14 protein-coding genes and 1 pseudogene are annotated in these 21,398 nt (G+C 73.1%); 6 read left to right on the top strand and 9 right to left on the bottom strand.

Features of this window, described 5'->3' with window-relative positions:
- Window positions 1-2: 2 nt before the first annotated feature.
- From BLV05_RS08845 to BLV05_RS08830, 4 genes and pseudogenes are all read left to right on the top strand, one after another.
- On the top strand, window positions 3-2,387 hold the full coding sequence (locus tag BLV05_RS08845) for a helicase C-terminal domain-containing protein (RefSeq protein WP_046771808.1): 2,385 nt from the start codon (window positions 3-5) through the stop codon (window positions 2,385-2,387).
- 117 nt (window positions 2,388-2,504) lie between these two features.
- Window positions 2,505-6,134, top strand: coding sequence for an NPCBM/NEW2 domain-containing protein (locus BLV05_RS08840; RefSeq protein WP_083421295.1), 3,630 nt, complete (start codon window positions 2,505-2,507; stop codon window positions 6,132-6,134).
- A gap of 2 nt (window positions 6,135-6,136) precedes the next feature.
- Window positions 6,137-6,334: pseudogene (locus tag BLV05_RS38540) on the top strand (NUDIX domain-containing protein); the annotation flags it as partial.
- Between the two features lie 248 nt (window positions 6,335-6,582).
- Window positions 6,583-7,842, top strand: a complete 1,260-nt coding sequence (locus BLV05_RS08830; protein WP_046771810.1) for an ATP-binding protein — start codon at window positions 6,583-6,585, stop codon at window positions 7,840-7,842.
- 65 nt (window positions 7,843-7,907) lie between these two features.
- On the opposite strand, the gene BLV05_RS08825 is transcribed toward BLV05_RS08830, so the two are convergent.
- From BLV05_RS08825 to BLV05_RS08785, 9 genes are all read right to left on the bottom strand, one after another.
- Complete coding sequence (locus BLV05_RS08825) at window positions 7,908-8,324, bottom strand: type II toxin-antitoxin system VapC family toxin (RefSeq protein WP_046771811.1); 417 nt, start codon at window positions 8,322-8,324, stop codon at window positions 7,908-7,910.
- Window positions 8,321-8,572, bottom strand: a complete 252-nt coding sequence (locus BLV05_RS08820; protein WP_082155680.1) for a type II toxin-antitoxin system VapB family antitoxin — start codon at window positions 8,570-8,572, stop codon at window positions 8,321-8,323. Before BLV05_RS08820 ends, BLV05_RS08825 begins: the two co-directional genes overlap by 4 nt.
- A 105-nt stretch (window positions 8,573-8,677) precedes the next feature.
- On the bottom strand, window positions 8,678-10,141 hold the full coding sequence (locus BLV05_RS08815; protein WP_052762988.1) for a Gfo/Idh/MocA family protein: 1,464 nt from the start codon (window positions 10,139-10,141) through the stop codon (window positions 8,678-8,680).
- Window positions 10,142-10,191: 50 nt separating this feature from the next.
- Window positions 10,192-13,305, bottom strand: a complete 3,114-nt coding sequence (locus BLV05_RS08810) for an alpha-N-acetylglucosaminidase (RefSeq protein WP_082155686.1) — start codon at window positions 13,303-13,305, stop codon at window positions 10,192-10,194.
- 5 nt (window positions 13,306-13,310) lie between these two features.
- Complete coding sequence (locus BLV05_RS08805) at window positions 13,311-15,308, bottom strand: family 20 glycosylhydrolase (protein ID WP_082155682.1); 1,998 nt, start codon at window positions 15,306-15,308, stop codon at window positions 13,311-13,313.
- A gap of 86 nt (window positions 15,309-15,394) precedes the next feature.
- Window positions 15,395-16,228 carry a class II fructose-bisphosphate aldolase gene (locus BLV05_RS08800; RefSeq protein WP_046771813.1) on the bottom strand — a complete coding sequence of 278 codons (834 nt, stop codon included), beginning with the start codon at window positions 16,226-16,228 and terminating at the stop codon, window positions 15,395-15,397.
- A 40-nt stretch (window positions 16,229-16,268) separates the two neighbouring features.
- Window positions 16,269-17,189: a 1-phosphofructokinase family hexose kinase gene (locus tag BLV05_RS08795; RefSeq protein ID WP_046771814.1), complete on the bottom strand. Its 921-nt coding sequence runs from the start codon at window positions 17,187-17,189 to the stop codon at window positions 16,269-16,271.
- Window positions 17,186-18,103: an ROK family protein gene (locus BLV05_RS08790; RefSeq protein WP_046771815.1), complete on the bottom strand. Its 918-nt coding sequence runs from the start codon at window positions 18,101-18,103 to the stop codon at window positions 17,186-17,188. Before BLV05_RS08790 ends, BLV05_RS08795 begins: the two co-directional genes overlap by 4 nt.
- 1 nt (window position 18,104) lies before the next feature.
- Entirely contained in the window at window positions 18,105-19,001 is an 897-nt protein-coding gene (locus BLV05_RS08785; protein ID WP_046771816.1) for an SIS domain-containing protein, read from the bottom strand.
- 239 nt (window positions 19,002-19,240) lie between these two features.
- Here BLV05_RS08785 and BLV05_RS08780 point away from each other — a divergent pair, with 239 nt between their 5' ends.
- Complete coding sequence (locus BLV05_RS08780) at window positions 19,241-20,488, top strand: extracellular solute-binding protein (protein WP_046771817.1); 1,248 nt, start codon at window positions 19,241-19,243, stop codon at window positions 20,486-20,488.
- Complete coding sequence (locus BLV05_RS08775; RefSeq protein WP_046771818.1) at window positions 20,485-21,381, top strand: carbohydrate ABC transporter permease; 897 nt, start codon at window positions 20,485-20,487, stop codon at window positions 21,379-21,381. The genes BLV05_RS08780 and BLV05_RS08775 overlap by 4 nt, the downstream gene beginning before the upstream one ends.
- The last annotated feature ends 17 nt before the right edge of the window (window positions 21,382-21,398 follow it).

The following is a 21,398-nucleotide window of genomic DNA, read 5'->3' as shown; positions in this document are numbered from 1 at the left end:
GGATGACCGGGAACGACTCGGCTCCGCGCAGTCTTGCCGACGACTTGCGCGCCCGCGCCGACGACGAGCTGGCGGCGCTGCTGCGCGCCCGGCCCGACCTGCTGGTCCCGGTGCCCGCCGACGTCTCGCAGCTGGCCTCCCGGGCGACCACCCGGGCGTCGGCCGTGCGGGCGCTGGACCGGCTGGACCGGTTCACGCTGCAGGTCGTCGACGCGTTGATCATCCTACCGGCACCCGTGAGCCCGGCCGGCCTACGGGCAGCGCTCGGTGCCCGGGCCGCCGTGGTCGACGACGCGCTGGGGACGCTGCGGACGCAGGCGCTGGTCTGGGGTCCCGACGACGACCTGCGGCTGCCGCGCATCGTGCACGAGATCGTCGGGCCGCATCCGGCCGGCCTCGGCCCGCCCGCCAGGCAGGCGCTGCTCGCGCTGTCGCCGTCGCGGCTGGCGTCGATCATGGCCGGTCTCGGGCTCACCCCGGCCGCCGACCACGCCGGCAACGTCGACGTGGTCGCGGCGGTGCTGACCGATCCGTCGTCCCTGACGGCGCTGCTGGACGAGCTCACCGACGACGCCCGCTCGGCGCTCGCGGCGCTGACCCCCGGCCCGCCGACCGGCCGCATCGACGACGCCCTGCGCGAGGTGCATCGCGAGACGGCACGGACGCCGATCGACCTGCTGCTGGCGGTGGGGCTGCTGGTGCCGGTCGACTCGACGACGGTGGTGCTGCCGCGCGAGGTCGCGCTGCAGTTGCGCGGCGGCCGCGTGCACACCGAACCTCAGCCGGCCCCTCCGACGCCGCCGGTCACCGAGCGCGCGCCCGACACCGTCGACCGCACGGCCGGCGCCGGGGCGTTCGACCTCACCCGCAAGGTCGAGTTGCTGCTCGACACCTGGGCGGCCGAGCCACCGCCGGTCCTGCGCACCGGCGGGCTCGGCGTGCGCGACCTGCGCCGGCTGCCAGACCTGCTCGACACCGACGAGGCCGGCGCGGCGCTGATCGCCGAGGCCGCCTACGCCGCCGGGCTGCTGGCCGTCGGCAACGCCGACGAGGTGTGGCTGCCGACGCCTGAGTTCGACGCCTGGCGGCGCGAGGACCCGTCCCGCCGCTGGGCCGTCCTCGCGCAGGCGTGGCTCACCACCAGCCGGGTCGCCGGGCTGGCCGGGTCGCGCGACGAGAAGGACCGCCCGATCCCGCCGCTCGGCCGCGACCTCGAACGTCCCGCCGCGCCCGAGGTGCGCCGGCTGGCGCTGGAGGAGCTCGCCGGGCTGCCCGCCGGCTGGGCGCCCGACCTCGTCGGCGTACTGGCTGCGCTGCAGTGGCGGCGGCCGCGCCGGGCCGGCCGGTTCCGCGACGACCTCGTCCGCTGGACGCTGCGCGAGGCCGAGCAGCTCGGGCTCACCGGCATGGGCGCGCTGGCGTCGTTCGCCCGGCCGTTCCTCGAGGGTCGCAGCGGCGAGCGGGCCGTGACGGCGGCGGCCGACGCCGTGCGCTCCAGCTTGCCGCAGCCGCTGGACCACGTGCTGCTGCAGGCCGACCTGACGGCGATCGCGCCGGGTCCGCTGCGGGCCGACCTCGAGCGCGAGCTGAGCCTGCTGTCCGACGTCGAGAGCCGCGGCGGCGCGTCGGTGCACCGGTTCACCGCCGGCTCGCTGCGCCGGGCGCTCGACGCCGGCCGCACCGCCGCCGACGTGCACGCGTTCCTGGCCACCATCTCGCGCACCCCGGTGCCGCAGCCACTGACGTACCTCGTCGACGACGTCGCGCGCACGCACGGGCAGCTGCGGGTCGGCGCCGCGTCGGCGTTCGTCCGCTGCGACGACGAGGCCGTGCTGGCCGCGATCATGGCCGACCCGCGCTCGTCCAGCCTGGGCCTGCGACGGCTCGCGCCCACCGTCCTGGCATCGTCGATCGCGGCGAACACGCTGGTCGAGCGGCTGCGACTGCTCGGCTTCAGCCCGGTACCCGAGGCCGCCGACGGGTCCATCGTCATCGGCCACTCCGAGCCACGCCGGTCGACGACGCGGTTCGCGCCGCGGCCGGGCCTGGCGGAGCTCACCGCGCCCGAGGAGACGCTGCTCGGCGCCGCCGTCCGGGCGCTGCGGGCCGGCGACCGCTCGCGCGCGGAGCGGCCGGCCGACGGCGCGCGCGGGCACCTCGGCCGCACCACCGCCGCCACGACGCTGGCCGACCTGCGCGAGGCGCTCGAGACCGGCACGACGGTCTGGATCGGCTACGTCGACCAGCACGGCGCCACGACCGAGCGCCTGGTCGACCCCGCCCGCATCGACGGCGGCTGGCTGTCGGCGTTCGACCACCGCAGCGGCGAGGTCCGCTCGTTCGCCGTCCACCGCATCAGCGGCGTCGCGCCCGTCGACGCGGCCTGACCCGGCTCCGGCACATACCCCTATTGACAGTACGAATCCGGCACGCCATTGTCGTCCCACGTTGCTTAAACCTGAACGACTTTCGCTCAATTCGAGCCATATCGAGCAGGAGTAGCCGTGGCCCCCGACACTCGCCTCTCCCTGTCCGCCGCCATCGGGGCGGCCGCACTCGTCGCCGCGACGCTGGTGGGCGTCGCCCCGGCCGCGACGGCCGCACCCGAGCAGCTCGGCGCCGTCGACGACGTGACGTCCGACGGCGCGGCCACGACGTTCGCCTCGGGCGACGCACGGCTGCGCATCACCTTCCTCGACGACGACGTGTTCCGGGTCGAGCTGGCGCCGGACGGCGGGTTCACCGATCCGGCCGGCACGCCGCCGTCCGACCCGGCGGCGCCCGACGCGCGGATCGTCGTCGGCGACGACGGCGCCGGGCCGACGCCTGAGGTCGTCGAGACCGGGGCCGCCTGGGAGCTGCGGACGGACGGCGCCGTCGTCACCGTCGGCAAGGACCCGATCCTGATCTCCGCCGCGACGCCGGACGGCCAGACTCTGTTCGCCGAGACCGCGCCGCTGTCGTGGGAGAGCGGCGCGACCACGCAGACGCTGGGCCGCGGCGCGACCGAGCAGTTCCTCGGCGGCGGTATGCAGAACGGCCGGTTCTCGCACCGCGACCAGACCGTCCGGATCGAGCGGAACTTCGACTGGGACGACGGTGGCTACCCGAACGCCGTCCCCTGGTACCTCAGCACGGCCGGGTACGGGGTGCTGCGCAACACGTTCGCGCCGGGCAGCTATGCGTTCGGCGAGCCCGTGCGGTCGACGCACACCGAGGAGCGGTTCGACGCCTACTACGTGCTCGGCGACGCCTACCGCGCGCTGGACGGCTACACCGAGCTGACCGGGCGGCCGCTGCTGCCGCCGATCTACGGCCTCGAGCTGGGCGACGCCGACTGCTACAACACCAGCGGCCCGACGTACTCCGGCGACCCCAAGCCGGGGAAGCTGGTGACGCCCGACGCGGTCCGCGTCGCCGAGGGGTACGAGCAGCACGACATGCCGCGCGGCTGGATGCTGGTCAACGACGGCTACGGCTGCGAGTACGTCGACCTGGAGGAGACCGGCGACGGGCTGCGCGCCCACGACATCGAGCTGGGGCTGTGGACCGAGCGCGACCTCACCGAGCAGGAGTACGAGGTCGGCACCGCCGGGGTCCGGGTCCGCAAGCTCGACGTCGCCTGGGTCGGCGCCGGATACCGGCACGCGCTCACGGCCTGCGAGGACGCCGACGCCGGCATCGAGGACAACAGCGACGCCCGCGGCTACGTCTGGATGGTCGAGGGGTGGGCGGGGTCGCAGCGCTGCGGCGTCCAGTGGACCGGCGACCACTCCGGCACGCTCGACGCGATCCGCTGGCAGATCCCCGCGATCCACGGGTCCGGTAACTCCGGGCTGGCGTTCACCGCCGGCGACATCGACGGCATCTTCGGCGGCAGCGCCGAGTCCTACGTCCGCGACCTGCAGTGGAAGGTGTTCACGCCGGTCCTCATGACGATGAGCGGCTGGGCCGGGTTCGACAAGCAGCCGTGGACGCGCGGCGAGCCGTACACGTCGATCAACCGCGAGTACCTGAAGCTGCGCGAGCGGCTGCTCCCCTACTTCTACAGCTACGCCGCCGAGGCGCACCGCAGTGGCGCCCCGGTGGCGCGGTCGCTCATCCTGGAGTACCCGGACGACCCGAACACCTGGGACGACACGACGGCGCACGAGTTCCTCGCCGGCCGCGAGTTCCTGGTCGCGCCGGTGTTCACCGACGGCGAGGTGCGCGACGGTATCTACCTGCCGGAGGGCACCTGGGTCGACTACTGGACCGGGCGGCTCTACACCGGGCCGGCGACGGTGGACGGCTACGCGGCGCCGCTGGACCGGCTGCCGCTGTTCGTCAAGGCCGGGTCGGTGGTGCCGATGTGGCCGGCGGGCGTGAACAACCACGCCGACGTCGCGCCGGACGACCGACTCACTCTGGACGTCTACCCGTGGGGTCCCGGGTCGTTCGAGCTGTACGAGGACGACGGGGTGACGCGGGAGTACGCGGCGGGTGCGTCGTCGACCCAGTCGTTCACCGTCGACGCGCCGGCCGGTGGGCGGGGCGACGTCGTGGTGCGGGTCGGCGAGCGGTCCGGGTCGTATGACGGGATGGCGGCGGCGCGGCCGTACGAGATCACCGCGCACACCGGGACGGCGCCGCGGTCGGTGACGGCGGGCGGCGCCTCGGTGCCCGCGCTGTCGTCGGCGGCGGAGTACGGGGCCGCGCCTGTCGGCTGGTTCTTCGACGGGTCCGTCGTGCGGGTGAAGACGGCGGCGGTCGGATCCGACACGGCGCTGACCGTGCGGCTGGCCGGCACCAGCTCCGTCGGCGGCGCGCACCCTGCCGAGGCGGCGGGGACGGTGTCCGTGGACGCGCCCGCGGAGGTGCTGCCGGGCACACCGTCCGACGTGACGGTGTCGTTCACCAACGGCACCGGCCGGGCTATCCCCCGGGCGACGCTGACCGTCGACGTCCCGTCCGGCTGGACGGCTGGGTCTGTGGCGGTCGGCGTGGTCCGGCCCGGCGAGACGGCCACGCGCGTCGTGCAGGTGACGCCGCCGCCGTCGGGTGCGGCCGGCCGGTCGACGCTCACCGCGGTGACGTCGTGGTCGGGGTACGAGGCGACCGCAGGCGCCACCGTCACCGTCCCGTACGGATCGCTGGCCGAGGCGTTCAACGTCGTCGCCGTCACCGACGACACCGCCACCGCGGCCGGCGACTTCGACCGCGGCGGCAACTCGTACTCCGCGCAGGCGCTGGCGGCCGCCGGCGTCACCCCCGGCTCGACGGTGACCAGCCGCGGCGTCGACTTCACCTGGCCGTCCGCGGCACCGGGGACGCCGAACGGGCTGCGCACCGCCGGGCAGACCGTCGCGCTGCGCGGGCAGGGCACCCACCTCGCCGTGCTCGGCGCGGAGGCCGGGCAGGTCGACGGCGAGTTCGAGATCCGCTACGCCGACGGGACCGTCGACCGGCAGAGCCTGCGGCTGCCCAACTGGTGCTGTCTGCCGCCCGACGCCGGCGGGTCGACCATCGCCGTCACGACGAACTACCGCAACACCCAGGCCGGCCCGGCCAACCACGGCACGGCGTACCGCGTGTTCCACAACGAGCTGCGGCTGCTGCCGGGCAAGGAGGTCGTGTCGGTGCGGCTGCCGGACCGGCCGGAGATCACCTTGTTCGCCGCCGCCTTCACGTCGCGCTCACTGCCGGCGCCGCCGACGGGGTCGCCGTGGGTGAGTGACCTCGACTGGCTCTCGGCGGCCAACGGCTGGGGCCCGGTCGAACGCGACACCAGCAACGGCGAGGACGCCGCCGGCGACGGTGCCGCACTCCGCGTCGGCGGCGTGACGCACGAGAAGGGCCTCGGCGTCCACGCCGAGTCCCGGGTGTCGTACTACCTGGGCGAAGCGTGCACTCGGCTCACCGCCGTCCTCGGCGTCGACGACGAGATCCCCGACTACGGCTCGGTCCGCTTCTCCGTCGTCGGCGACGGCGCCTCGCTGTACCGGTCCGACGTGCTCACCGGACTCTCCGACCCGGTCTCCCTCGACCTCGACGTAGGCGGCGTCAACTACCTCGACCTCGTCGTCGACGGCGCCGCCGACGGCGTCAGCGGCGACCACGCCGACTGGGCCGGCGCCCGCCTCACCTGCACGTGACCATGCGGCACAATCGGCTCGTGCCTGAGCCCGAGGTGACGCGCATCGACTATCTCGACGATCCGGCCGCCCCGGCGGCGAACCGGCTCGTGCCGTCGGCGAACGTCGTCGTCGCGAACGAGCGTGGTGAGATCCTGCTGATCCGTCGCACCGACAACGGCAACTGGACCCTGCCACGCGGTGCGATGGACGTCGGCGAGCGCTTTGGCTACGGTCTCTTCCTGCACTCCGGCGCCACCGACTTCCCCGTGTTCACCGTTGAGTGCCCGCTGACCATCACCATCGATGGTGAGCAGGCGTGGACGGGAGAGCCGCTGGCCATCGAAGCGGAGGAGCTGGTTGTGTGCATACCAGGCGGCGATCTCCACCTCTGTCTCTGACGAGGATCGAGCCTTCAAGATCGTAAAATCTGTTAGTACAACCGCGGAATTTTCGTTATTATAGCTTCATGGCGTACGTGCCAAGGCTCGCGCAGGGTCGGCTGGCGGAACGAGTCGGCGCCTTCCGCGTGGTCGTCGTGAACGGGCCGCGGCAGGCCGGCAAGACCACTCTGCTCAACCTCTTCGAGGCGGCCCATGGCGGCTCGTTCCGCTCGCTCGACGACGCCACCACTCTCCGGTCGGCGCTCGCCGACCCTGCCGGATTCGCACAGGCCGGCGCGGCGCCGAGAATGATCGACGAGGTCCAGCGCGGGGGCGACGACCTCGTCCTGGCGATCAAGTACGTCGTGGACCGCGACAACGCACCGGGGCAGTTCGTCCTGTCGGGGTCGACGCGGTTCCTGACCGTCCCGACCATCTCGGAATCGCTGGCCGGTCGCGCGGTGTTCGTCGACGTCTGGCCGTTCGCGGTCGCGGAACGGACCGGTGCACCGGCCGACTTCTGCGCGCTGCTGTTCAGCGACGTTGCTCGACTGTCCGACGCGTCAGCCTCGCCGTGGCGGCGAGCCCACTATGCCGATCTCTTCTGCACGGGCGGCTTTCCGGAGGTTCTGCGGCTACCCACCTCAGCCCTGCGGCAGGGCTGGTTCGACGGCTACCTCAATACCGTCGTCCTGAGAGACGTCGCGAGCTTCGCACAGGTGCGACATGCCGAGGTCATGCCGCGGTTGCTCGGCCTCGTGACGGCGCGTGCCGGCAGCCAGCTCGTGGTGACCGACGTCGCACAGGGCCTCCAGCTCAATCAGGCCACCGTGCGCGACTATCTGACCTATCTCGACACCGTCTTCCTCACCGGCCGGCTCTCGCCCTGGTCGTCGAACGTCACCACCAGACTGGTCAAGACGCCGAAGGTCTATCCGACCGATGCCGGTCTGGCAGCACACCTGCTGCAGGTCGACGCCGACGCTCTGACGGCACCGGGACATCCACAGTTCGGCATTGTGGTGGAGTGCTTCGTGTACGCCGAGCTCACCAGGCTGCTCGCCGTCGGCGATCTGGGTGCCTCCCTGTATTTCTACCGCGACCACGACGGCCGCGAGGTCGACTTCGTCCTCGAACGACGCGACGGCCGGGTCGTCGGCATCGAGGTCAAGGCATCGTCGTCGGTGGGCGCCGCCGACTTCCGGCACCTCCGCTGGCTCCGTGACCGTGTGGGCGACCGGTTCGCCGGCGGACACGTCCTCTACCTGGGCACCGAGACCCTGCCCTTCGGCGACGGCATGACCGCACTGCCGCTCTCCGCGATGTGGCATCACCACGAACTCTGAACGGTCAGCCTCGACACGACCCCGGCCGATGTGCTCGATCGGCCGTGCCCTCATGGAACGGCGGCTCAGGACGGGCGGAGCACCTCGACGTCGGTGCGCGCGAAGTCGTCGCCGATGCACAGCACCGGAACCCCGAGTTCGACGGCGACGCCGTAGGTGAAGCAGTCGCCGTAGTTCAGCCCGGCCGGGTGACGGCCCTTGCCGAACAGCCGCCACCCCTCCAGCGCGCGTTCCGCGATGAGCGGATCGACGTCGACCAGCTCGATGTCGGAGTCGCGGACGAAGCGTGCGGCAGCGCCGGTGGCGATCGCCCCGATGCGGGCCTCGACGACGATGCCGAGCTCGAGGTACGTGGCCGAGGCCATGAACCGGTGCCGCGCGGCGGACAGGGTGTCGATCAGCCAGTCGGCGCCGATCTCGTCGGTCAAGATGGCGACGACCGCGGAGGTGTCGACGACGAGCGCGCCGGAGTCACCGCTCACTGAGGCAGTCCGTGGTCGTCGTACCCGATGATCTCGTCAGCGGAGCGCTCGTCGAGGGCTCCGTGACGGTGGAGATCAGCGCGCAGCGCGCGCAGGCGCCGGGCAACACGGTCACCGGAACCGCCACGCTCGCGATCGAGGCGCTCGCGTAGCGCGTTGACCACCGCCGCGGTCAGGGACTCACCCGTGACCGCGGACAGTTCGCGCGCCAGCCGATCCGCTTCCGCACTCTTGATGCTCAGAGCCATGCTCGAATTCTACCTCGGTGGCGTGAATTCTAGAAAGGCAGAGCAACGGCGGGGTGGGCGGGACCGGCATCCCGCACACCCCGCCGCCGGCCAAGGGGCGAGCGCTCAGCCGTCCAGCCAGGGGTCCTCAGGCCGTTCGCGGTCGAAGGTGGGCCGCGGGTCCTCCCAGTAGCCGCGGGTGAAGTCGGGCACCTTCACGGCCTGGATGCGGCCCCGCTTCATCGACTCGTGGCTGAGCGGGATCACCGAGCACCAGGCCGCCGAGTCGTAGACGTCGATGTCGGGCGTCATGCCGAGGCGCATCAGCTGCACCAGGCGGAAGATCGCGATGAAGTCACCGCCGCCGTGGCCGCCGTACTGGTCGGCGAGGTCCTCGAGGGCCGGCCAGAGCCAGTGGTCGTGCGCGGCCGTGATCGAGGTGAACTGCGCGCCCGTGCGCCAGGTGTGGTTGGTGTGCCCCAGCGACTCCAGGTAGATGCGGCCGTTGTCCAGCTCGACGACGCCGCTGCTGCCGGTCAGCGTGGTCTCGCGGCTGTACGGGTGCGGCGAGTTGACGTCGTGCTCGACCCGGATCATCAAGCCGTTCGCGGTCTTGATCAGCGCCGTGTGGCGGTCGCCGGAGATGTACTCGTCGTCATCCCACGAGGAGTGGTCGGGGCCGACCCGCGGGTCGTTCTCGCGGAACAGGGCGAGGTTCATCGGCGGGGACGCGACGGCGACCAGCTCGTCGAAGCGGTCGCCGCGGTTGATGCCCATGGCGGCGGAGACCGGGCCCAGGCCGTGCATCGGGTAGTGCAGCGCGTTCATCCGGGTCTGCCAGCGCCGCCGCCAGTACTCCGGGTGGTAGGCGCCGCCGAAGAAGTACGGCCAGCGCAGGTCGTGGACGTACCCGCCGGACGCGTGCTGCAGCTCGCCGAACAGGCCGGCCTTGGCCATGTTGAAGATGCGCATCTCGGGCCGGAAGTAGTTGACGTTCTCCAGCAGCATGCAGTGCTTGCCGGTGCGCTCCGACGTGCGCACGAGGTCCCAGATCTCGTCCAGGTGAGGCGAGATCGGCAGCTCGACGGCGACGTGCTTGCCGTGCTCCATGGCGGCCTTGGCCTGCGGGTAGTGCCACTCCCAGGGCGTCGCGATGTAGATCAGGTCGATGTCGTCGCGCTGGACGAGGTTGAGGAAGTCCTCCTCGCCGTTGGAGTAGCCGACCGGCTCGACGTCCTGGAAGCCCTGCGCCATGATGCGCCCGACGGTGCGGCTGACCCGCTCCGGCCGGATGTCGCAGACGGCGGTGACGGTCGACACGGCGCCCCAGCGGACGTCCTGGCCGCCGCCCCGCTCGCCGAGCCCGATGAGGCCCACGCAGACCTGCTCGAAGCCCTCGAACGGCACCTCGGCCATGGACCGCTCGCGCCCCTTGATGCGCGGCGGCTCGCGGCGGGTGTCCTCGGCCGCGTCGTCGGAGGCGGCGGCGGTCCCGGCGGCGGCCCCACCGAGCCCGGCGGCCGCGCCCAGCGCGGCACCGGTCCTGATGACGTCGCGACGGGAGGGTCGATACCTGTGCGGAAGGGCCACGCGAATCACTCCTCTGATCGAAACTGCACTTTTCAATCGAGTAACGAGCATTATCGAGCAAGCATGGAACCGCCCGCAAGGGGCGAAACCGGCTCGATCCGGAACCCGTCGAACTCGACGAGTCCCGTGGCGCCGCTGACGACGTTCACGGCGCTCATGAACACCCCGACGTCGACTGCGGCAGCGGCCGGCAGCGCCGCGGAGCCGACCTCGGTCCACGCCGAACCGTCAGAACTGCACTCGCCGGCGAACGACGAGCCGCGCCGGGTCAGACGTACGTGCACCGGCGCGGTGAACCCCGGCGCCTGACGCACCGAGTCCAGGCGGCCGTCCCCGTTCGCGTCCCAGGAGAAGACGCAGCCGTTGCCGGGTGTGACGGCGATGTTGGCGTACCCGGCCGAACCCTGGACGGCGAGGTCGTCGCGGGCGATCAGGCCTGCCCGCGCCCACGGCCAGGTCGGGTCTTGTGCGAAGACGGTCGTGGTGGCCGCGGTGCCGTCGGACAGCGCGCCGTCCCGGTAGACGGCGCCGAACTCGTTCGTCCCGCCCCACAGGTCGCCACCGCCGCCGGCGATCGCGAACCGGTCGCCGCGCTGCCCGAACGTCGCCTCGTTGAACGACGCCGTCGCGTACGGCGGCTCGACGGTGTCGTCAGTCAGCAGCCGCACCGACCCGGCCGGAACCCCGCCCGCCGGTACGCCGTCCGCCGTCACCCGCACCGGCAGCCGGACCACCAGGTCCGCCGGCGGCGCCGTCACCGAGACCTCGACCTCCACGGTCGCCGATCCGCCGGGCGGCAGCGACGCGACGGGGCCGGCCGGGGTCGCTGTCAGCCCGTCCGGCGTCACGACCTCGACGGCCACGTCGGTCGCTGCGGCGAACTCGTTCGGGTTCGTGACGGTGACGTTCACCCGCGTCGGCGCCTCGGCCGTGACGACGGGTCGCGACGCCTCAGCCGACGCCGTCAGCGCGAGCGGGGACGTCGTCAGGTGCTCCAGCACCTGCCCGGCCACCTCGTGCACATCACCCGACGGCGTCACCGGCAGCGAGTCTGTGCGTGCGGCCCAGGTCGCGCCGAACTCGTACCAATCGATCGCCTCCGCCACCCGCCCCTCCACCAGGGCCGCCTCCAACGACGAGAAGTACGCCCGCCACCGCGGCGCGTAGTACGTCGACACCAGGCCGGACCACTCGCGGTTCGCGTAGTCCGTCAGTCCGGCCGCCGCACCGGCACGCGTCCCCCAGACCGACAGCAGCGTCCGCGCGTCGTGCTCCAGCCGGTCCGACTCCGCGGCGTCGGTGCCCCACGACCGCGCGTCGGCCAGCCAGCGGCCGAGCAGCCAGTGCGGGTTCGTCGCGGCCACCTCGTCGACCAGCTCCAGCAGCGTCATCCACTCCTCGGTCAGCGCGCGGAACGCGTCGAGGTCGCCGGCCTCGTACGCGGAACGCAGCGCCGGCAGCAGCAGCCGGCCGCGGTTCGCCAGCGCCTGCCGCGCGACGTCGGCGAGGTCGTACGCATACGCCGACGACGACCGCAGCTCCGGCGCCACGTCGAGCAGCGCCGGCAGCGCGGCCGCGAACGCCGCCGCGTCGTAGCGCAGCTCGCTCGGCGACCACTCGGCGGCACGGTCGGCGATGAGGCTCGGCTCGGCCCCGAACAGCCCGTCCTGCGCCTCGGACCAGCCGCCCGACGGCATCGCGTACGCGGTCCGGCCCAGCGCCTGCCAGGCCGCCCGCGCCGACGCCGACGGCGCGCCGTAGCGCCGGTCGGCCCAGTCGGCGAACCACGCGTCGAGGTCGACCGGGCAGTCGCGCCAGGCCAGCGACGTCAGCAGGTCCAGCGCGGCCGGGTTGTTCTCGCCCGCCTCGGGCAGGACGGCGATGCCGTCGAGCGCACTGCCCGGCCGGTCGCGCCAGGCGAAGAACCGCTCGTTCCAGACGCCGGCGTTGGCGCCCATCGTCGTGTGCCCGCCGAAGTTCCAGATCGAGCCGAACGCATACGGCGCGCCCTGCCAGGACTCCTCGCGGTCCAGCCCGTCGTAGCGGTCGGACAGCCCGTCCACGATCAGCATCCGGGACGTGTCGACGGCGGCCAGCGTCTCGGGCCGCGGGTTGTTCTGCCAGCCGAGGATCGCCCAGATCGCCCCCGGGTGCGCCGCCTGCAACGCGTCCTCGACCGCCACACTGGCCGCGGCCACGTCGACGTCGCCGGCGGTGCCGCCCTCGTGCAGCAGGTCCATCTTGTACATCGCGGAGTCGCCGAACCGGGCCCGCGAGCTGCGGTAGAACTCCGCCGCGACGCGCGGGAAGTGCGCGCCGGTCGGGTCCAGCCAGCCGGGCCGCTCGAACCCGACCCAGTCGCCCTGCGGCACGACCTTCGCGCCCGGGTTGCGCGCCTCGAAGCCCGTCGGCACGGTGCCGAAGTAGCCCGGCAGCACCGGCGTCATGCCCAGCTCCCGCAGCCGGTCGGCGATCCGCCGGCCGAGCTCGGCCCGCTCCTCGATCAGCGACGACGACACCGGGCTCGGGAAGCAGCACATGTTCTGCAGCAGCCACCACGGCTGGTGCGCCGGCGGCGGGATCCAGCCGCGCAGCTCGTCGGCGGTGTAGCCGAACCGCTGGAACGTGTCGTAGTACACCGCCTCCGCGCCCACCGGCACGAACACCTCGTTGACGCCGTGCAGCGCGAGCACGTCGATCAGCCGCTCCCAGTCGGCCCAGTCCCGGTACGGCCCGGTGTAGCCGTCGTCGGTGTCGTTGAGCGCGAAGCGGTGCGTGACGGTGGCCGGCCGGACGATCTCCTCGTCCGGCAGCGGCAGCCGGGACGGCAGGTCCAGCTGCTCGCCGGTCCACGAGACGTTCGCGTCGGCGACCTCGCCGAGGTACGCGTGCAGGCCGGTCAGCAGCACGGCCGGGCTGGTGCCGCCGATCTCGACCAGGCCGTTCCGGGCGCCGATCCGGTAGTGGTCGCCGCCATCCGGACCGGGCTGCTCGGCGACGAACCGGATCCGCCGCACGTGGTCGGGCAGCAGCCGCCGAGCCGCCTCGACGGCCGGCCGCACACTCCAGTCCGCCGCCGCATACCCGGGTTCTGCCCCGGCGGCGCCCCCGGCCGGCAGCAGCGACGACCCCACCAGGGCGAGGACGACCGCGATGCGGCGCACCCCGGTCACCGGGCCCGGACGACGTCGAGCTCGGCCACGGCGGCGAACCGGTTCGTGCCGCCGTACTCCGACGCCGCCCGCAGCGCGACGTACCGGGCCTCGGTCGCCTCGAACGGGACGATGAACTCGGTCCGGTCCTCGGCGAACGTGCCGCTCGCGACCGTCCGCCAGTCCGACCCGTCCGCCGACACCAGCACCTCGAAGTCGCGGATCTTGCCGTTGACGCCACCGTCCTGGCGCGGCATGTACCGCACCCCGGCGACGGACTGCACAGCGCCGAGGTCGACGTCGAGCCGGTGCGGCAGCGGTGCGTCGTAGCGGCTGTGCCAGTGCGTGTACGGGTCGTTGTCGACGGCGTTCGCGGCCCGGCCGTTCTCGCCGGCGGTCTCCTCGTCCGACGCTGACGCCGTCCAGCCGGCCTGGCTCAGCAGGCCGGTGTTCGCGCCGATCTGCGACGCCAGGTCGCCCGGGTCCGGGGTGCCGACCGGGTTGGCGTCGCCCACGCGGTCGAACCGGTCGAGGAACGGCCGGACGTCGCCGCCGGGCGCGGCCCACGTGCGGTCGGCGACGACGGCGAGCGGGCGCCGGGCGAAGTAGTCGACCCAGCCGATCGCGAACTGCTGCGTCCGGTCGGACCAGCGGGCGACGTGGTAGCCGAGCACGCCGTCGAGCGCCTCGAACGGGTAGTCGCGATAGGTCGTCCGCACGTCGAAGAACCCGTACGAGCCGGGCGCCGCGCCGAAGCCGGGACTCACGTAGAGCGGGCCGTCCTGCACGCCGATCGTCCGGTAGCCCTGCGCGACGCGGCCGGCCGGCGGGCTCAGCCACTCGTTGACGACGACGCGCGTGGGCGGGTCGATGCTGGTCGGCTGCTGGAAGTCCCACCACTGCCACAGCTGGGTGGTCTTGCCGGCGGCGTGGACCACCTCGTCCAGCTCGTTGATGTACTCGACCAGCACGTCGCCGACGTACGGGTAGCCGCGCTCGCGCTGGTACGCGACCAGCTCCGGGCACGCCTCCTGCGCCGGCCGCAGCGGGACCTCGTCGGTGCCGATGTGCACGTACGGGCTGTCGAAGATCGCCGCGACCTCGGCGACCAGGTTGCGGGAGAACTCCCGCATCGCCGGGTCGGTGTAGTCCAGCGTCCAGCCGCCGCGGTCCGAGCCCTCCCAGCTGTTGTTCGGCCGCGACATCGGCTCGCACTGGAACGCGAGGTCGGGACGGGCGACGCTGATCGCGGCGGCGTGCCCCGGCAGGTCGATCTCCGGGACGATCGTGACGCCGTAGGTCGCCGCGTACGCCTCGAGGTCGCGCAGCTCGGCCTTGGTGTAGTGCTCCGGCGAGACGATCTCCGGGTACAGCTCGCTCTCGACCCGGTACCCGTTCCAGTCGGACAGGTGCAGGTGGAACGTGTTGAGCTTGAACCACGCCTGCTGCCTGATCTGCTGCTTCAGGTAGTCGACCGGGAAGTACTTGCGGCCGACGTCGAGCATCTGGCCGCGGTCGGCGAACGTCGGCCAGTCGAGGGCGGTGCCGCGGGCGACCGTCCGGGCGGTGTCCGAGCTGCGCAGCGCCTGCAGCAGCGTCCGGGTGCCGTAGAACGCGCCGTCGCGGGCGGCCGCGGTGATGGTGACCGCGGCGCCGACGTCCATCCGGTAGCCCTCCTCGGGCAGGTCACCGCCGAGGTCGAGCCGGATGTCGTGCGGCCGGGCAGGTGCGCTCACGACCCGCGGCCGCGGCACGCCCTCCTGCCCGGCCAGCTCGTCGGCGAGCAACTGGGCGAGCGGGCGCAGCTCCCGGCTGTCGCGCGGGTCGACGACGATGCGCGAGCCGGGCACCAGCTGCCAGGTCCCGTCGCCGCCGGTCCACTGCCGGATCGCGGGGACGGTGACCGGCGCCGGGTTGGCGGGTTCGGCGGGCGCCGGCGCCGCGCTCACGAACAGCGCGGCGAGCGGGCCGAGGACCGCGGCGGACAGGACGAGGCGCGCTGGACGGGGGGCCATCGGCAGCTCCTGGCGATCGATTATGATCGAATTGAGCGGAGAATAGCCAGATTCACGCACAATGCCAAGGGTCGTCCGGTCGTCGGTCAGGCGCGCAACACTCCCAGCAGCCGAGCCGTCTCGGCGGCCAGCGCGTCGCGGCCGGCGGCGACGTAGCGGCGCGGATCGACCAGGCCCGGGTCGCCGGCCAGCCGGTCGCGGACCGCGGCCGTGAACACCGCGTTGAGGTGGGTGGCGATGTTCACCTTCGTCATGCCGGAGGCGACGGCCCTGGTCAGCTCGGCGTCCGGCACGCCGGACGAGCCGTGCAGCACCAGCGGGACCGGCACGGCGGCGCGAAGCTCGGCGATCAGCTCGTGGTCGACGACGGCGTCGCGGGTGCGCATGGCGTGCGACGTCCCGACGGCGACGGCGAGCGCGTCGACGCCGGTCGCGGCGGCGAAGGCGGCCGCCTCGGCGGGGTCGGTGCGGACGCCGGGCGCGTGCACGCCGTCCTTGCCGCCCACCTCGCCCAACTCCGCCTCGACGGCGACCCCGCGGGCGTGGCAGTGCTCGACGACCGCGCGCGTGGCGGCGACGTTCTCCTCGTACGGCAGCGCCGACGCGTCGAACATGACGCTGCCGATGCCCAGCTCGACCGCCTCGTGCACGAGCGCGGGGTCCTCGGCGTGGTCCAGGTGCACGACGGCCGGGATCGCCGCCGCCCGGGCGACCGCCAGCGTCGCGGCGGCGATCGGCGGGAGGGCGCCGTGGTAGCGCACGCAGTTCTGGCTCAGCTGCAGCACGACCGGCGCGCCGGCCCGCTCCGCGCCGGCGACCAGGCCTTCGGCGTGCTCGAGCAGGATCACGTTGAACGCGCCGACGCCGCCCCGGCGGATGGCGGCGTCGGCGAGCAGGGTGGTCATCGAGGTCAGCGTCATCGGACTCGCTCCGTGTCCAGCGTGGGCAGGAAGGTCAGCGTCATGCGACTCGCTCCGCGTGCAGAGTGGGCAGGAACCGTGCGTAGGCGGCGAGGTCGACCTCGCCGGCGGCCGCGCTGAGGACGGCGGCCGCCCCGAGCGCGGCAGCGTCGGCGAGGACGTCCGGCCAGGGCGCCCCGGTGACCAGGCCGCGGACCAGGGCGGCCACGGTGGCGTCACCGGCGCCGGTCGGGTTGCCGCTGACCCCGGGGACGGCCGCCACCCGCCAGGTGTCGCCGTCGCCAGTCAGGCCCAGCAGGCCGTCGGCGCCCTGGGAGACGACGACGCGGCCGGCGCCGAGGGCGAGCAGCCGGCCGGCCGCCTCGACAACGTCGCCCGGAACGGCGGCCGCGAGCTCCTCGGCGTTCGGCTTGAGCAGCGCCGGACCGGCCTCGGCCGCGGACAGCAGGGCCGGCCCGGAGGTGTCGGCGACCGCCGGGACCCCGGCGGCATGGGCGGCCGCGACGAGCCGCGGCAGCAGGTCGTCCGGCGCGCCTTCGGGCAGGCTGCCGGAGACCACCAGTGCGGAGGCGCCGGCCAGCTCCTCCGTCACTGCCGCCACGACGGCGGACCATTCGCCGCTCGTGAGCGGGCGGCCGGGCTCGTTGAACGCGGTGGCCGCGCCGGAGTCGTCGACGACGGTGACGGTGCGGCGGGTCTCGGCGGCGACCGGCACCGCCCGCGTCGCAAGCCCGCCGTCAGCGAGCGTCTCGGCCAGCCACCGGCCGCCCGGCCCGCCCACCGGCGCGACGACGACCGCCGGGACGCCGATCGCCCGCAGCACCCGGGCGACGTTGACGCCCTTTCCCCCGGCCCGTTCCAGCCCGTCGGCCACTCGGTGACTGGCGCCGGGGATCAGCTCCGGCACCCGATAGGTGACGTCGACCGCCGGGTTCGGCGTGACACACACGACGCGGGTCACGTGACCAGCTCCCGGGCCAGCAGGCCGGCGCCGACGCAGCCGGCGCGGTCGCCGAGCTCGGCGGCGACGATGCGGGGCGGCCGCTGGAACGTCAGCCGCGCGGCCAGGCGTCCGGCCAGCGGCCGCAGCACGAGGTCGGGCGACTCCCCCAGCCCACCCCCGATCGCCACGACCGTCGGCGCCACCACGCCGGTGAGCAGCGACAACCCGTACGCCAACGCGTCGAGCGCGTCGTCCCAGACGGCGACCGCGGCGGGGTCGCCGCGGCGGACCAGCTCGGCGACGTCGCGGCTGCCGGCGACCGGGGTGCCGGTCGCGACGGCGTAGCGGCGGGCGACGGCCGCGGCGGACGCGATCGCCTCCAGACAGCCGCGCCCGCCGCACGCGCACTCCAGCGAGTGCCCGACGTCGACGTGGCCGATCTCGCCGGCATAGCCGTCGGCGGCGAACACCCGGCCGTCGAGGACCAGCGCTGCCGCGATGCCGGTCCCGACCGGCAGGAACGCGCCGTTCACCGCCCCGCGCAGCGCGCCGGCCCGGTGCTCGGCCAGCCCGCCGGCCCGCACGTCGTGACCCACCGCGACGGGGCAGCCCAGACGTGTGGCCAGCAGGTCGCGCAACGCGACGTCGTGCCAGCCGAGGTTCTCGGCGTGCACCGCGACCCCCGCCGCGTCGTCGATGATGCCCGGCACCACGACACCGACCGCGGCCGGCGGCGCGCCGCCGCTGAGCCGGCGGACGATCCCCTCGACCGCCTCGATGACCGGCGCCCCGTCCGTCCCGGCCGGCGGCGTGGCCGTCCGGTCCACCGGGCCGAGCCGGCCGTCGGCGCCGAACACGCCGGCCTTGATCGACGTGCCGCCGATGTCGACGGCGACCACCGGCCCGGCCCCGCCGGACCCGTCCGGCGCCATGTCAGGCACCGGGCAGGACGACCGAGCGGGTGAGGTGCCGCGGTCGGTCGGCGTCCAGGCCGCGGGACTCGGCCAGCGCGACCGCCAGCCGCTGCGCCACCACCAGCTGCGCCAGCGGATCGAGCTCGCTCGCGACGAACGTCGCGCCGGTCGCCTCGACCTCGTCGGCCAGTCCCACCGGCGGCGGCCCGAACGACCAGACCAGCCGCCCCGGCTCGGCGATCGAGATGGGACCGTGGCGGTAATCCATGGCGGGATACGCCTCGGCCCAGAACTGCGCCGACTCGCGCAGCTTCAGCGCTGCCTCGTGCGCCAGCCCGACCGTCCAGCCGCGGCCGACGAACGTCGCCTGCTCGATGCCGGTGAGGCCGTCGAGCGGCTCGGCCAGCGCCTTCTCGGCGTCCGCGACGACCGGCCCGAGGTCCTGGCCGAGGTGCGCGCGCAGCAGCGCCAGCACGCTGGTCGCCGACCGGGTCTGGACGACCGCCTGCTCGTCGGCGAAGTCGAGTACGACGGCCGCATCCGCGGCGTCGACGGCCGGTGAGCCGGCCACCGCCGTGAGCACGACGGTGCGTGGCGCACCGGCGCCGGCGGCCGCGACCGCCGCCAACAGGTCGAGCACCTCGGTGGTCGTGCCCGACCGGGTGATGGCGACGATGGCGTCGTAACCGCGGCCGATCGGCGCTTCGGAGGCGGCGAAGGCGTCGGTCTCACCGTGGCCGGCCTGCTCGCGCAGCGCCGCGTAGGACATGGCCACGAACCACGACGTGCCGCAGCCGACGACGGCGACCCGCTCGCCCGGCGCCGGGAGCACTCCGCGGACGCCGTCGAGCAGGCCGGCGGCGCGGATCCAGCAGGCCGGCTGACTGGCGATCTCCGCCCTGACGTGTTCGGTCATCGATGTGTGTCCCCTCTCGTGCGGCCCGGACCGCATGCATCATATCGATCGAATCATGCCTCAATCGCTCAGACTCGGTCGCTCGCCGTCACATACGATCAAGGTTGCAGTCGAGTCACGACCTGTTGACACGGTCTGTCGCGGCCGCCACGATGGTGACCCGCATCGACAGATTGTGCGCGAAACGTGCTTGAAACGCATACAAACAATCATCGCGTGAGCGGAGCTGGAGGGCGGACATGAGACGACTGGTGTCCTTGACGGCGGCAACGGTGGCAGCGGGACTCACGCTCACGGCGTGCGGGTTCGGCGGCGACGACGACAACGGCGGCGGGACCGAGGAGGGCGGCTCGACCACCCTCGACCTGCTGGTTCCGCAGTACAGCGACGGCACGACGGCGCTGTGGGACGAGATCATCGCCTCGTTCGAGGAGGACAACCCCGACGTCACCGTCAATCTCGAGGTGCAGTCGTGGGACAACATCAACGACGTCATCCGCACCAAGGTGCAGGCGGGCCAAGCGCCCGACATCCTCAACATCGACGCGTTCAGCGGCTTCGCCAAGGACGACCTGCTCTACCCGGCCGAGGACATCGTCTCCGAGGAGACCTTCGCCGACTTCCAGGAGTCCTTCGTCGAGAACGCCTCGCTCGACGGCACCGTCTACGGCCTGCCGATGATCGCGTCGGCCCGGGCGCTGTTCTACAACGAGGACGTGCTCGCCCAGGCCGGCATCACCGAGCCGCCGGCCACCTGGGACGACCTGCTGGCCGCGGGCACCGCCATCGCCGCGCTGGGCACCGGCGTCTACGGCTACGGCATGCCGCTGGGCAGCGAGGAAGCGCAGGCCGAGACCTCCATCTGGACGTTCGGCGGCGGCGGGTCGTGGACCGACGGCGACGCCATCACCGTCGACACCCCGGAGAACCTCGCGGCCGTCGAGTTCATGAAGCGGATGATCGACGAGGGCGCCACCCAGCCCGACCCGGGCGCCACCGACCGCACGCCGATGCTGGACGTCTTCATCCAGGGCAGCATCGCGATGGCGGTCGGCTTGCCGCCGACCATCGGGCAGATCGAGGAGCGCAACCCGGCGCTGAACTACGGCATCGCGCCGGTGCCCACGCAGGACGGCTCGCCGGTGACGCTCGGCGTCGCCGACCACCTGATGGCGTTCCGGAACGACGATGACAAGCAGGACGCGATCCGGGCCTTCCTCGACCACTTCTTCAGCTCCGAGGTGTACCTGAGCTTCGTCGACACCGAGGGCTTCCTGCCCACCACGATGTCCGGCGCCGAGGGCACCGCCAACGCGGAGCGGTTCGCCGACTTCCTCGAGGTGCTGCCCGACGCGCAGTTCTACCCGAGCACCAACGAGGCGTGGGCGGCCACGCAGGGTGCGCTGCAGACCCTGGTCGGCCAGATCCAAACCCAGGACGCCGCAACGGTCATGCAGCAGATCCAGGCCAGCGCCGACGACGCATGACGACGGGCGGTCGCCCGGCACGCTGGACCGCGACGGCCCGGGCCCTTCCGTGGCTCGGGCCGACGCTGGTCCTCGTCGCCGGCGTGGTGTTCTTCCCGGCCGGCTACATGGCGTGGACGTCGTTTCGCGACCTGAGCCAGTTCGGCGTCGACAACGGCTCGGCCGGCCTCGACAACTACGCGCGGCTGCTGGAGTTCACCGCGCTGCCGCGGGTGCTGCTGAACACCGTCGTCTGGGTGGTCGGCGTGGTTGTGGTGACGGTGCTGATCTCGCTCGCGCTGGCGCAGTTCCTGGACAAGGCGTTCCCTGGCCGCCGGTTCGTCCGGCTCACGATCATCGTGCCGTGGGCGGCCAGCGTCGTCATGACCACCACCGTCGTCTACTACGGGCTGGACCCGTTCTACGGCATCATCAACGCGTTCCTCGTGGACGTCGGGCTGCTCGACCAGCCGTACGGGTTCACCCGCAACGCGGTGCCGGCGTTCCTCACGGCCATGGGCATCGCGGTGTTCGTGTCGCTGCCGTTCACGACGTACACGCTGCTGGCCGGGCTGCAGACGATCCCGCCTGACGTGCGCGAGGCGGCGGCCATGGACGGCGCCGGGCCGTGGGCGACCTACCGGCGGATCATCCTGCCGCTGCTGCGCCCCGCGCTCGCCGTCGCCACGATCATCAACATCATCAACGTGTTCAACTCGCTGCCGATCCTGCAGGTGATCACCGGCTCGATCCCCGGCTACGACGCCGACACGACCACCACGCTGATCTTCAAGTTCATCCGGGCGGACCGGCAGATCGACACCGCCAGCGCGCTGAGCATCGTCAACTTCCTCATCGTGCTCGCGGTGATCCTCGTGTACCTGAAGGTCGTCAAGCCCATGAGGGAGGACTAGCCGTGTCCGCCGCCGTC

Source organism: Jiangella alkaliphila (assembly GCF_900105925.1).
GTDB lineage: Bacteria > Actinomycetota > Actinomycetes > Jiangellales > Jiangellaceae > Jiangella > Jiangella alkaliphila.
Note: the sequence above shows the minus strand (reverse complement) of the source record. Positions and strands in the feature narration are given on the sequence as shown.

Excerpts from the sequence above, each read along its gene's own strand:
- BLV05_RS08805 (WP_082155682.1), bottom strand. The coding sequence starts at position 15,308 with ATGGCCCCCCGTCCAGCGCGCCTCGTCCTGTCCGCCGCGGTCCTCGGC.
- BLV05_RS08830 (WP_046771810.1), top strand. The coding sequence starts at position 6,583 with ATGGCGTACGTGCCAAGGCTCGCGCAGGGTCGGCTGGCGGAACGAGTC.
- BLV05_RS08785 (WP_046771816.1), bottom strand. The coding sequence starts at position 19,001 with ATGACCGAACACGTCAGGGCGGAGATCGCCAGTCAGCCGGCCTGCTGG.
- BLV05_RS08820 (WP_082155680.1), bottom strand. The coding sequence starts at position 8,572 with ATGGCTCTGAGCATCAAGAGTGCGGAAGCGGATCGGCTGGCGCGCGAA.
- BLV05_RS08775 (WP_046771818.1), top strand. The coding sequence starts at position 20,485 with ATGACGACGGGCGGTCGCCCGGCACGCTGGACCGCGACGGCCCGGGCC.
- BLV05_RS08800 (WP_046771813.1), bottom strand. The coding sequence starts at position 16,228 with ATGACGCTGACCTCGATGACCACCCTGCTCGCCGACGCCGCCATCCGC.
- BLV05_RS08845 (WP_046771808.1), top strand. The coding sequence starts at position 3 with ATGACCGGGAACGACTCGGCTCCGCGCAGTCTTGCCGACGACTTGCGC.
- BLV05_RS08780 (WP_046771817.1), top strand. The coding sequence starts at position 19,241 with ATGAGACGACTGGTGTCCTTGACGGCGGCAACGGTGGCAGCGGGACTC.
- BLV05_RS08790 (WP_046771815.1), bottom strand. The coding sequence starts at position 18,103 with ATGGCGCCGGACGGGTCCGGCGGGGCCGGGCCGGTGGTCGCCGTCGAC.